Source organism: uncultured Nocardioides sp., assembly GCF_947489365.1.
Lineage (GTDB): Bacteria > Actinomycetota > Actinomycetes > Propionibacteriales > Nocardioidaceae > Nocardioides.
Genome location: NZ_CANLDB010000001.1, coordinates 527,199 through 539,064, shown reverse-complemented (window position 1 = coordinate 539,064; position 11,866 = coordinate 527,199). Strand labels below are relative to the sequence as shown.

Sequence of the window (11,866 nt, the reverse complement as noted above, 5' to 3'; positions counted from 1 at the left end):
CGCACCAGACAAGGAACGCACCATGGCCACCACCGTCGAACCACCCCGTCCGACACGCTCGGCGCGCTCAGCCGCCGAGGCCGACACCGCTCCCCCGCCCCAGGTGCCCGTCGTCCTGGGCGGCGCCGTCGTGGCGCTGGCGCTCGGCGGCTTCATCGTCCTGCGCTCGGGGACCGTCCCCGGCGTGCTCTTCGCGATCGGGCTCGCCCTGGGCTTCGTGCTGTTCCACAGCCGCTTCGGCTTCACCTCCGCGTGGCGCCAGCTGGTCTCGGTCCGGCAGGGCGCGGGGCTGCGGGCCCACATGCTGATGATCGGCGTCGCCGCCACCCTGTTCGCGCCGATCCTCGCGGTCGGCGTGGCCTGGCAGGGCGTCCCCGCGACCCCGACCCTGGCCCCGATCGGGTTCGGCGTCGTCGTCGGCGCCTTCCTGTTCGGCGTCGGCATGCAGCTCGGCGGCTCCTGCGCCTCCGGCACGCTGTTCGCGGTCGGCAGCGGGCAGACCGCCGTCCTCATCACGCTCGGCGGCTTCATCGTCGGCTCGGTCCTCGGCGCCTACACGTTCGGCTTCTGGACGGGCCTGCCCGCCGCGGAGCCGGTCTCGCTCGCGCAGATCCAGCCGTTCGGCTACACCGGTGCCTGGGTGATCACCATGGCCGCCGTCGGCGCGATCGTCGGCGCGACGTACGTCGTCGCCCGCCGCGGCAGCGTCCCCCCGGTCGACCGCGCGCCGGTCGCGACCGGCCTCGCCCGCGCCGTCCGCGGCTCGTGGCCGCTGTGGGTGGGCGCGCTGCTGCTCGCCGGCCTCAACGCCCTCACCCTGTGGGTGTCCGGCGGCGCCTGGGGCGTCACCTTCGCGTTCAGCCTCTGGGGCAGCAAGATCCTCGACGCCGTCGGGGTCGACGTCCTGTCCTGGGGCTTCTGGCAGGACCCGATGAACCTCGCGAAGTACCAGGCCGGCATCTTCGCCGAGAAGACCTCGGTGATGGACTTCGGCATCATCCTCGGCGCACTCATCGCCTCCGCCATGGCCGGCGCGTTCGTCGTCCACAAGCGGATCCCCGGCAGGCTCGCCCTCGGCGCGGTCGTCGGCGGCATCATGATGGGGTACGGCGCCCGCATCGCGTTCGGCTGCAACATCGGCGCCTACTTCGGCGGCATCGCCTCGTTCAGCCTCCACGGCTGGCTGTGGGGCCTCATGGCGCTGGGCGGCACCGCGGCCGGCCTCGCGCTGCGTCCGCTGTTCGGGCTGAGCAACCCCAAGCCGACGGACTCGGTCTGTTGAGCGCGCCGGCTCGGGCCGGGGTGCAGGTCGAGGTCCTCGAGACCAGCGAGCTCGGCGACCGCAGCTACGTCGCCCACGACGGCGCCACGGCCCTGGTCGTCGACCCGCAGCGCGACATCGACCGGGTCGAGCACCTGCTCGCGGAGCGCGGCCTGGCCTGCGCCGCGGTCGCGGAGACCCACGTCCACAACGACTACGTCTCGGGCGGGCTCGAGCTCGCCCGGCGCAGCGGCGCGGACTACCTCGTCAACGCGGCCGACCCGGTCGCGTTCGAGCGGGTCGGCGTCAGCGACGGGGCGACCCTCACCGTGGGCGGCCTGCGGGTGCGGGTGCTGGCCACCCCCGGCCACACCGCCACGCACCTGGCCTACCTGGTGGAGGCGGTCCCCGGGGACGGTCCCGGGGCCCTGTTCACGGGCGGGTCGCTGCTGTTCGGGTCGGTGGGCCGCACCGACCTCCTCGGGGACCACCGCACCGAGGAGCTCACCCGTGAGCAGTACCGCTCCGCCCGGCGCCTGGCCCGTCTCCCGGGCGGGACACGGGTCTTCCCCACCCACGGGTTCGGCAGCTTCTGCTCGTCGGGATCGACCGGCGTGGTCACCGACACCTCCACGATCGCCGAGGAGCTCGCCCGCAACGAGGCGCTGCTGACCGACGACGAGGACGCCTTCGCCGAGCGGCTGATCGCCGGCCTGACGGCGTACCCGGCCTACTACGCCCACATGGGCGTGGCGAACCTCGCGGGCGCGGGTCCGGTCGACCTGTCGGCGCCGACCCCGGTGGAGCCGGACGAGCTGCGCAAACGGCTCGCGGCGCGGGAGTGGGTCGTCGACCTGCGGTCGCGGACGGCGTACGCCGCGGAGCACCTGGCCGGCACGGTCAGCATCGAGCTCGGCGGCCAGATGTCGACGTACCTCGGCTGGCTGATGCCGTGGGGCGCCCCGGTGACCCTGCTCGGCGAGAGTGCCGAGCAGGTCGCCGAGGCCCAGCGGCAGCTGGTCCGGATCGGCATCGACCGGCCCGAGGGCGCCGCGGTCGGCGCGCCGCACGACCTGGCGGCGGACGCCGACCAGCTCCGACAGCGCCGGGTCGTCACCTTCGACGACCTGGCGGGACTCTCCGCGGCGGAGCGCTCGGCGATCACGGTGCTCGACATCCGCCGCGAGGACGAGCGGGCGTCCGGCGGCATCGACGGCTCGCTGCACGTGCCGCTGCACGAGCTGCTGCGTCGCACCGACGAGGTCCCGGCCCGGCCGGTGTGGGTGCACTGCCGCAGCGGCGTTCGCGCCGCCATCGGGTGCAGCCTGCTGGCGCGGCTCGGCTACGAGACGGTGCACGTGGACGACACCGTCGACCGCGCGGTGGAGCTCGGGCTGGTCTGAGGCGCTGTCACGCCCCGGTAGGTGGAGAGTTGCTGCTCCTCAGGAGCAGTAACTCTCCACCTTGTCGTGTCACCGGCAGCGCGCACAGCGCCTGGGGCGGCCGGTCCAACCCCCGCGGACGAGCGCACGGCCGACGAAGCCGGCCGTCGCGCAGGCTCGGTCGTGCACCTGACCATGGCCGAGACGCAGCGTGACCAGCCCGTCCTCCACGGCATGGAGGTCCCGCTCGAGGTCGCGGTCCCGGTCGAGGAGGTGGGTGTGGTCGGCCCGCCCGTCGAGCTCGACCACCGCGCGGTACCTCCCGTAGAGGACGTCGCGGAAGACCGAGCCGCGGGCGCTCGCCCGGACCTGGCGGGCTGCCGCCGGGAGCCCGTGCGCCCGCTCGACCCGGTTCAGGTACTCGCGCTCGAGCACGGAGCACGCTCCCAGGCTCAGGTCCGACAACGCGCCCTGGTGAAGGACCCGGCGCTCGATCCGCCCCCGGGCGTCCAGGGCCGCTGTGATCCGGGCGGGCGTGGTGCGACGTGACCCGACGACCTCGGCGAGGACGGCGATCGCGCCGAGGTCGTCCGTCGCCTCCGCGGCGGCGTCGAGAGCGGCATCCTCGATGCGCGCACGCGGCGGACTGAGGCCGAGGAGGGACCGCTCCTCGAAGCGGGCCACTCGCCTCACCACGACCCCCTCGGGCGAGGACGGACGGCGTCCGAGCTCGACCGCCACCTGGATCGCCGCCTTCTCGGACACCTGTCGGCTGCGCCCCAGGGAGGCCAGGATCGCCGATGGGCCGTGGAGCGACGCGAGCTCGGCGTACAGCACTGCTGCCCAGGCCCGCTCCGACCAGCTCAGCGCGCCGGTGTGGGTGACGTAGACGCCCCGGTGGACCACGACGAGGAGTCTGTGTCGCAGCCACGACCGGAGGTCACCGTCACACGCCCCGACGCCGACGAGCTGACGGCGCGACACGACCCCGCTCTGCCGGGAGGCGAGCGCGAGGACGGGCGGTGGCAGCAGCACGCGTGGATCGTCCCGACCCCCGTCTGCCCCCGGGCGACGATCGGTCCGGGGTGTGGAGGACCTGTACCGCCCGGGCGTCTGAGGACGGGAACTGGCCCTTGAACCGTGACAGTGATGGTGTCACGATCAGCGGGTGACGTTGCTGGAGCAGGAGCACGAAGACTTCCGGACCACCGCGCGGGCCTTCATGGACCGCGAGGTCGTCCCCCACCACGCCGAGTGGGAGGCGGCGGGCATCGTCCCGCGCGAGGTGTGGGCGAAGGCGGGCCAGGCGGGGCTGCTGTGCTTCGACGTCCCCGAGGAGTACGGCGGGCTCGGGGCGACCGACTTCCGCTACAACCTCGTGCTGAGCGAGGAGATGTCGCGGGCGATGGCGAGCGGGCCCGGCTTCCCGGTCCACACCGACATCATCGTCCCCTACATCACCACGCTCGGGACCGAGGAGCAGAAGCAGCGCTGGCTGCCCGGCTGCGTGTCCGGAGAGACGATCACCGCGATCGCGATGACCGAGCCCGGCGCCGGCAGCGACCTGCAGGGCATCCGCACCCACGCCGTCGACAAGGGCGACCACTGGGTGCTGAACGGCTCGAAGACGTTCATCAGCAACGGCATCAACGCCGACCTCGTCATCGTGGTGTGCCGCACCGACCCGGACGCCGGCCACCAGGGCATCAGCCTGCTCGTGGTCGAGCGCGGCATGGAGGGCTTCGAGCGCGGGCGCAACCTCGACAAGGTCGGCATGAAGGCCCAGGACACCGCCGAACTGTCGTTCGACAACGTCGTCGTCCCGAAGGACAACCTCCTCGGCGAGGAGGGCGGCGGGTTCGTGTACCTGATGCAGAACCTCCCGCAGGAGCGGCTGTCGATCGCCATGATCGCGGTCACCGCCTGCGAGCAGCTGCTCGAGCTGTCGCTGGCCTACGTCAAGGAGCGGCAGGCGTTCGGCCGCCCGATCTCGAAGTTCCAGCACACGCGCTTCACGCTCGCCGAGATGGCGACCGAGGTGCACGTCGCGCGGGTGTTCCTCGACGACTGCGTCCGGCGCCACAACGAGGGCACCCTCGACACCAGCCTCGCCTCGATGGCGAAGTGGTGGACCACCGAGCTGCAGACCAAGACCGCCGACGTCGCCGTCCAGCTGCACGGCGGCTACGGCTACATGATGGAGTACCCGGTCGCGAAGGCGTTCCTGGACAGCCGCGTGCAGACCATCTACGGCGGGACGACCGAGATCCAGAAGGAGATCATCGGCCGGTCGCTCGGCCTCTGAGCGCCCGGGACGCCGTCAGCGGATGCCGTTGGCGGCGCACGCGTCGGCGGTCTCGCCCTCGCAGAGCTCCGCGGTGGTCACGAAGCCGCGGGCGACCGCGACGCTGGTGAGGGTGCGCAGGGACAGCGCCTCCGCGGTGCCGAGGAACGAGGGGACGCCGTCGACGTCCACCGTGTCCGTGACGGGGGCGCCCTCGAGGACCTCCGCGGCGGTCTCGACGGCGCGGGAGGTCATCGGCGGCCGAGGGCGGTACAGCAGCACCTCCTGCTCCCCGGTGACCACGCGACGCAGGGAGTCCAGGTCGGCGCCGGACCCGGCGACGACCGGCCGGTCCTCCGGCGCGACGCCCGCCTCTTCGTAGGCCGCGACGACGCCCTCGGCCTGGGCCTCGTCGGCGGCCACCACGAGGGCGACCTCCTCCACGGCGCGCTCCGCGATCTGCCCCGCCGTCCACTCCTGGGCGTCCTCGGCGGTGGCGACGTCCGGCTCGTCGGTGGCCAGCACCGTGGCGCCCCGCTTCTCGAGGGCGCCGAGGGCGGCCTCGGTACGGGCCGTCCCCGCGAGGTCCCCGCCGCCGGCCCCGAGCACCAGCACGCCCGCGCCCTGGGCGGGTGCCCCGGCGTCGAGGGCCACCTGCAGACCCGCCCGGGCGAGGCTGCGTCCACCGGCGACCGGGTCGTAGCCCACGTGGTACGCCGCGCCCGGGACCGAGCGGTCCAGGGTGACGACGGGGACGTCACCCGCCTCGGCCAGCATCTCCTCCGCGGCCGCGGCGTCGGCGGCCTCGAGCAGGACGACGTCCGCGCCGCCCTCGACGACCTCGGCCATCTGCTCGGCCTGCAGGTCCGGGTCGCCCTCGGCGTCACGGGCGACGTACTCGCAGTCCTCGCAGTCGGCGGCGAGCGCTGAGCGCAGCAGTTCTGCGTCGACCTCGACGTGGCGGGAGTCCGGGTCGGCGCCGCCGAGGAAGGCGACCACGGGTCGGGGCGACTCCGGCTCGGAGGACCCGCTGCACGCGGCGAGACCGACGGCCAGGAGGGGCACGAGCAGTCCCCCGGTGAGTGCGGTCCGGACCCGGCTCACCTCACGCATGGGGTTCATCGTGGCACGGGCGCGCCCGCCTCCCGGAGGGCCCTCGCCGGGGCCTCAGGCGGCGCCGAGGACGTCGAGCGGCAGGGGCAGGAGGTCGACGTCGGTGGCGAGGTGGACCACGTCCGTGGGCACGCCGGCGCTGCGGCAGCCCGCCAGCAGGATCCGGGACCAGCCCAGGTCGTCGGCGTCCGGACCTCCGGAGCCGGGACGCGTGCGCAGCATCGCCAGCCGACCACCGGGGACGACGTCGTCCAGCAGGTGGCGGGCGAAGGGGCCGAACCCCTCGGCCTCGAGGTCGGGCGGCAGGTGGTGGGCGTCGTCGATCTCGATGATCTGCGGGACCGGACGGTCGTCGGCGTCGATCATCAGGATCCAGACGCTGTGGCGGGAGAAGCCGAGGGGCTCCATCAGACGTCGCCAGGTGGCCTCGAGGTCGGCCTGGGTGCGGATCAGGGGGCGGAAGGGGCTGTCGGGCTCGTGGTCGCAGGTCATGGCGAGGAGCCTGCCCCGATCCGGGGTCCGGCGTCGGCGCTCCTCCACAGGCCCGCCGACGAGGGTCAGCGTCCGGCGGTCACTCCCACTCGATGGTGCCCGGCGGCTTGCTGGTGACGTCGAGGACGACGCGGTTGACGTCGGGGACCTCGTTGGTGATGCGGGTGGAGATGCGCTCCAGCAGGTCGAACGGCAGGCGGGCCCAGTCGGCGGTCATCGCGTCGTCCGAGGTGACCGGGCGCAGGACGACGGGGTGGCCGTAGGTGCGGCCGTCGCCCTGGACGCCGACGGAGTGGACGTCGGCCAGCAGCACGACCGGCATCTGCCAGACGTCGCGGTCGAGGCCCGCGCGGGTGAGCTCCTCACGGGCGATGAGGTCCGCGGAGCGCAGCAGGTCGAGACGCTCGTGGGTGACCTCGCCGATGATGCGGATGCCGAGGCCGGGGCCCGGGAAGGGCTGGCGCCACACCATCGTCGACGGCAGGCCGAGCTGCTCGCCGACGGCGCGCACCTCGTCCTTGAACAGCGTCCGCAGGGGCTCGACCAGGGCGAAGGTGAGGTCGTCGGGCAGGCCGCCGACGTTGTGGTGGGACTTGATCGTCGAGGTGCCGGCGCCGCCGCCGGACTCGACCACGTCGGGGTAGAGGGTCCCCTGGACGAGGAAGGCTGTCTCTCCCTCCTCCGCATCGCCGAAGACCCGGACCTGGGCGGTCTCGAAGGTACGGATGAACTCGCGCCCGATGATCTTCCGCTTCTGCTCGGGCTCGGTGACCCCGGCGAGGGCGCCGACGAACTGGTCGGCGGCGTCGACGACGTCGAGGGAGTCGAAGACCTCCTCGAAGTCCCGCTTCACCTGGTCGGTCTCGCCGGCGCGCATCATCCCGTGGTCGACATACACGCAGGTCAGGCGGTCGCCGATCGCGCGCTGCACCAGCGCGGCGGCGACGGCGGAGTCGACGCCGCCGGACAGTGCGCAGATCGCCCGGCCGTCGCCGACCTGGCTGCGGATGGCGTCGACCTGCTCCTCGACGATGTTGAGCATCGTCCAGGTCTGGCGGCAGCCGGCGATGTCGTGGAGGAAGTGCTCGAGCACCTGCTGGCCGTGCTCGGTGTGCATGACCTCCGGGTGCCACTGGACGCCGGCCAGCCCGCGGGTGACGTCCTCGAACGCCGCGACCGGGGTCGTCGGGGTGGACGCCAGGACGGAGAAACCCTCGGGAGCCGCGGTGACGGCGTCGCCGTGCGACATCCACACGCGGTGCTCGGCGGGCAGGTCGGCGAGCAGGGTCCCGGGGTCGCTCACGGCGACGGGGGTGCGGCCGTACTCGCGGGCGCCGGTGGCCGCGACCTCGCCGCCGAGACCCTGGGCCATCAGCTGGAAGCCGTAGCACATGCCGAAGACGGGGACGCCCGCCGTGAACACGGTGTCGTCCATCCCGGGGGCGCCGTCGGCGTACACCGAGGACGGGCCGCCGGACAGGATGATCGCCTTCGGCTCCCGCGCCAGCATGTCCGCGACCGGCATCGTGTGCGGCACGATCTCGGAGTAGACGCGCGCCTCACGGACGCGGCGGGCGATCAGCTGGGCGTACTGGGCTCCGAAGTCGACGACCAGGACCAGGTCGTGGTGGGCCTCGGGACGTGCGTCTCTCACCGTCTCGTCTGACACGTCCGCACCCTATCGAGGGCCGGACCCCCACGCCGGTCGAGGGCCGCTCGCACCCCGCACGCGGTCGCGGGCCCCGGGGCCAGGACCCGGCCGGGAGGGAGGATGGCCGGGTCCTGGCCTGTCCGGGGGCTCGGGGCCACCCGGACCAGGAGCCGTGGCCGGGAGGGTGGTGCTTCGGTGCCAGCGGCTCCTACTGGCTCAACGACACCTCGGAGACCGGGTTACGTCCCATCCGGGCCTCGTCGCCCTGCCGGACGGCGACGAGCGGCAGCCGCAGCGCGCCGGGGGCCGCCTCGGGCACCGCGGGCGACGTGGGCGCCACCGGCGCGACCCTCTCGTACGACGACCCCAGGGCCGGACGGCGGTCCGTCTCACCCTTGTTCGGCCACAGCGCCATGGCGCGCTCCGCCTGGGCGGTGATGGTCAGCGACGGGTTCACGCCGAGGTTCGCCGAGATCGTCGACCCGTCGACGACGTGCAGCCCCTCGTGCCCGAAGACCCGCTGGTAGGCGTCGACCACGCCGGTCTCGGGGCTGTCGCCGATGGTGCAGCCGCCGATGAAGTGCGCGGTCATCGGCTTCTCGAACGGCTCTCCCACCGAGCCCCCCGCGAAGCCGTTGATGCGCTTCGCCATGCGTCGTACGACGTCGTTCGCCACCGGGATGTACGTCGGGTTCGGCGCTCCGTGACCCTGCCGGGAGGTGAGCCGGTAGCCGAACGGGGTCCGCCGGCCCGAGGTGGTGATCGAGTTGTCGAGCGTCTGCATGACCAGCGCGATGACCGTCCGCTCCGACCAGTGCTTGACGTCGTACATGCCGAGCAGGTGGCTGCGCTGCTTCCACAGCTCGACCATCCAGGTCCGCCAGCGGGCGCCGGGGCCGTCGCCGTCGGTGAGCACCGTCTGCAGCAGCGCCATCGCGTTCGAGCCGCGGCCGTAGCGGCACGGCTCGACGTGGGTGTCGTCGTCCGGGTGGAACGACGAGGTGATCGCGACGCCCTGGGTGAAGTCCGTCGTCGACCGGGGCGCGATGGCCCCGAGGATGGCCTCGGAGTTCGTGCGGGTCAGCTCGCCCAGCCGGTCGGAGACGTGCGGCAGGTCGCCGTCCGCCTTGAGCCGGTGGAGCAGCTTCTGGGTGCCGAGCGCGGCGGCGGAGAGCACTACCTGGCGGGCGCGGTAGGTGCGCACCGCCCGGCCGCGCGACAGCTTCGCCTTGGTCCACCGGGCGCTGACCTCGTAGCCACCGCCCTCGAGCGGTCGGATCCTCGTGACGGTGGTGAGCGGGTGCACCACGGCGCCGAGGTTCTCTGCGAGGTGCAGGTAGTTCTTCACCAGCGTGTTCTTCGCGCCGTGGCGGCAGCCGGTCATGCACTCGCCGCACTCGCGGCACGCCTGGCGGTCCGGGCCCGCGCCGCCGAAGAACGGGTCGGCGACGGTCTCGCCCGCCTGCGTGCCCTCGGGTCCGAAGAACACCCCGACCGGGGTGGCGCGGAAGGTGTGCTCGACGCCCATCTCGGCGGCCACCGAGCGCATCACCTCGTCGGACGGCGTGTGCGTCGGGTTGGTGACCACGCCGAGCATCCGCTTCGCCTGGTCGTAGTACGGCGCCAGCTCGGCCTTCCAGTCCGTGATGTGCGACCAGCCGCGGTCGCGGTAGAACGCGTCCGGCGGCTCGTACAGCGTGTTCGCGTAGTTCAGCGACCCGCCGCCGACACCGGCGCCGGCGAGGATCACGCAGTCCTTGACCACGTCGATCCGCTGCACGCCGTAGCAGCCGGCGGACGGCGCGAACAGGAAACGCTTCGCGTCGAACGACGTCGAGGCGAAGTCGTCGTCCGCGAACCGGGCGCCGGCCTCCAGGACGGCGACGGAGTAGCCCTTCTCGCTCAGCCGCAGCGCCGAGACCGACCCGCCGAAGCCGGAGCCGACGACCAGGACGTCGTAGTCGAACCCCTCGTCCGCCGCGCTCACGCGCGGCCCAGCTTGTCGAGCGCGCGCAGGCTGACGGTCATCATCCGGGCGTACGCCCGGTCCGACATCCCGTACGCCGGCCCGAAGCGCATCAGCCGCTGCGTCGCCACCGACTGGGTCTCGGTGAAGCGGTGCAGGCCCTCGGCGCCCTGGCGGCGACCGAGCCCGGACTGGCGCATGCCACCCATCGGGGCGTCGATCGAGGCGAAGGTGGCGGCGAACGCCTCGTTGACGTTGACCGTGCCGCAGCGGATCTGCGAGGCCAGCGCCCGCGCCCGGCGGACGTCGCGGCTGTAGACGGAGGCGTTGAGCCCGTAGTCGCCGGCGTTGGCCCGGGCGACGGCGTCCGCCTCGTCGGAGAAGCGGTACAGCGCGATGACGGGTCCGAAGGTCTCGTCGGCGAAGCAGGTCATGTCGGGCGTGACACCCTCGAGGATCGTCGGCTCGTAGACGTACGGGCCGAGGTCGGGGCGCGCGCGGCCCCCGGTCAGCACGCGGGCCCCCTTCGCGACGGCGTCGTCGACGTGGGCGACCACGGTCTCGAGCTGCTTCGCGGAGATGAGCGAGCCCATGTCGTTGCCCCAGTCGAGGGTGGCGCCGATCGTCATCGCCTGCGTGCGCGCCACGAAGCGCTCCACGAAGCGGTCGTAGACCTGGTCGGCGACGTACATCCGCTCCATCGAGACGCACAGCTGGCCGGCGTTCGCGAAGCTGGCCCGCACGGCGCCCTCGGCGGCCCGCTCGAGGTCGGCGTCGCGCAGCACCAGCAGCGGGTTCTTGCCGCCGAGCTCGAGCGAGCAGCCGATCAGGCGGTCCGCGCAGCGCCGGGCGACGTCACGGCCGGTGGCCGTCGAGCCGGTGAAGCACACGTAGTCGGCCCGCTCGATGATCGCCGGGCCCATCTCGGAGCCCGGGCCGTGGACGACCTGCCACAGGTCCGCCGGGAAGCCGGCCTCCTCGAGCAGCTGCGCGCCGTACAGGGCGGTGATCATGGTCTGCCCGTCGGGCTTGGTGACCACCGCATTGCCGGCCGCGAGGGCCGCGATGCCGTCGCAGAGGGCCATCGTGAACGGGTAGTTCCAGGGCGAGATGATCCCGACTACGCCCTTGGGGACCCGGGACAGGTCGACCCGGGTCAGCACCGGAATGGCGCCGGACGCCCGGCGCGGGGCGACGAGCCCGGGCAGCGTGCGGGCGTAGTAGCGGGCGGTCAGCGCGACGTGCAGCGGCTCGTCGAAGGCGTGCTTGCGGGCCTTGCCGGACTCCCACACGATCAGGTCCATGATCTCGTCCTGACGGTCCAGGATGAGGTCGTGCAGCCGGTGCAGGGCCGCGCTGCGCTGCGCAACCGGGGTCCGCGCCCAGGCCTCCTGCGCACGGCGGGCCCGGGCGAACGCCTCCTCGACGTCCGAGACCTGCGACACCGGCAGGTGCGCGAGGGGCTGTCCGGCCAGCGGCGACACGAGGGCCGTCGTCTCCCCCGAGGTGGCGCGCAGGCGTGTCGCCAGGCCAGCGACGTACTCGGGCTCGAGGGCGTAGGAGGCGCGGGGGTCGTGCTCGGGGTCCCGCAGACCCTGCAGGTCAGCGGGACCGGACGGCTCGGGGGCGTTCATGTACCGAGGGTATGTGAGGCGCGGGTGGGTGCCTACCCCTGAGTAACACGACGTCCGACACACCTGTTCACCCAGAACGCATT

The 11,866-nt window shown here is 73.2% G+C and carries 9 protein-coding genes; 3 read left to right on the top strand and 6 right to left on the bottom strand.

Annotation, left to right across the window (positions count from 1 at the left end):
• The first annotated feature begins 22 nt into the window (after positions 1-22).
• Together Q0858_RS02610 and Q0858_RS02605 are read left to right on the top strand one after the other, a co-directional pair.
• Positions 23-1,282 carry a YeeE/YedE family protein gene (locus tag Q0858_RS02610; RefSeq protein ID WP_299050786.1) on the top strand — a complete coding sequence of 420 codons (1,260 nt, stop codon included), beginning with the start codon at positions 23-25 and terminating at the stop codon, positions 1,280-1,282.
• Positions 1,279-2,664, top strand: a complete 1,386-nt coding sequence (locus tag Q0858_RS02605) for an MBL fold metallo-hydrolase (protein ID WP_299050783.1) — start codon at positions 1,279-1,281, stop codon at positions 2,662-2,664. The genes Q0858_RS02610 and Q0858_RS02605 overlap by 4 nt, the downstream gene beginning before the upstream one ends.
• A gap of 69 nt (positions 2,665-2,733) precedes the next feature.
• On the opposite strand, the gene Q0858_RS02600 is transcribed toward Q0858_RS02605, so the two are convergent.
• Positions 2,734-3,678: a hypothetical protein gene (locus Q0858_RS02600; RefSeq protein WP_299050780.1), complete on the bottom strand. Its 945-nt coding sequence runs from the start codon at positions 3,676-3,678 to the stop codon at positions 2,734-2,736.
• Between the two features lie 133 nt (positions 3,679-3,811).
• Between Q0858_RS02600 and Q0858_RS02595 the strand changes: the two genes are divergently transcribed.
• Entirely contained in the window at positions 3,812-4,948 is a 1,137-nt protein-coding gene (locus Q0858_RS02595) for an acyl-CoA dehydrogenase family protein (protein ID WP_299050777.1), read from the top strand.
• 15 nt (positions 4,949-4,963) lie between these two features.
• On the opposite strand, the gene Q0858_RS02590 is transcribed toward Q0858_RS02595, so the two are convergent.
• The 5 genes from Q0858_RS02590 to Q0858_RS02570 form a co-directional block, all read right to left on the bottom strand.
• Positions 4,964-6,040, bottom strand: coding sequence for a substrate-binding domain-containing protein (locus Q0858_RS02590; protein ID WP_299050775.1), 1,077 nt, complete (start codon positions 6,038-6,040; stop codon positions 4,964-4,966).
• Positions 6,041-6,094: 54 nt separating this feature from the next.
• Entirely contained in the window at positions 6,095-6,532 is a 438-nt protein-coding gene (locus Q0858_RS02585) for a hypothetical protein (protein ID WP_299050773.1), read from the bottom strand.
• A 79-nt stretch (positions 6,533-6,611) separates the two neighbouring features.
• A complete protein-coding gene (gene guaA, locus Q0858_RS02580; RefSeq protein WP_299050770.1) occupies positions 6,612-8,201 on the bottom strand; it encodes a glutamine-hydrolyzing GMP synthase in 1,590 nt (529 codons plus the stop codon).
• A gap of 190 nt (positions 8,202-8,391) precedes the next feature.
• On the bottom strand, positions 8,392-10,170 hold the full coding sequence (locus tag Q0858_RS02575; RefSeq protein WP_299050768.1) for a GMC family oxidoreductase: 1,779 nt from the start codon (positions 10,168-10,170) through the stop codon (positions 8,392-8,394).
• The gene (locus Q0858_RS02570; RefSeq protein ID WP_299050765.1) at positions 10,167-11,783 is read right to left on the bottom strand and encodes a succinic semialdehyde dehydrogenase; all 1,617 of its coding nucleotides are present in this window, start codon (positions 11,781-11,783) and stop codon (positions 10,167-10,169) included. The genes Q0858_RS02575 and Q0858_RS02570 overlap by 4 nt, the downstream gene beginning before the upstream one ends.
• Positions 11,784-11,866: the final 83 nt, after the last annotated feature.

What these genes read in the sequence shown, in the direction of transcription:
- Q0858_RS02590 (WP_299050775.1), bottom strand. Translation starts at nt 6,040, where the DNA reads ATGCGTGAGGTGAGCCGGGTCCGGACCGCACTCACCGGGGGACTGCTC.
- Q0858_RS02610 (WP_299050786.1), top strand. Translation starts at nt 23, where the DNA reads ATGGCCACCACCGTCGAACCACCCCGTCCGACACGCTCGGCGCGCTCA.
- Q0858_RS02570 (WP_299050765.1), bottom strand. Translation starts at nt 11,783, where the DNA reads ATGAACGCCCCCGAGCCGTCCGGTCCCGCTGACCTGCAGGGTCTGCGG.
- Q0858_RS02585 (WP_299050773.1), bottom strand. Translation starts at nt 6,532, where the DNA reads ATGACCTGCGACCACGAGCCCGACAGCCCCTTCCGCCCCCTGATCCGC.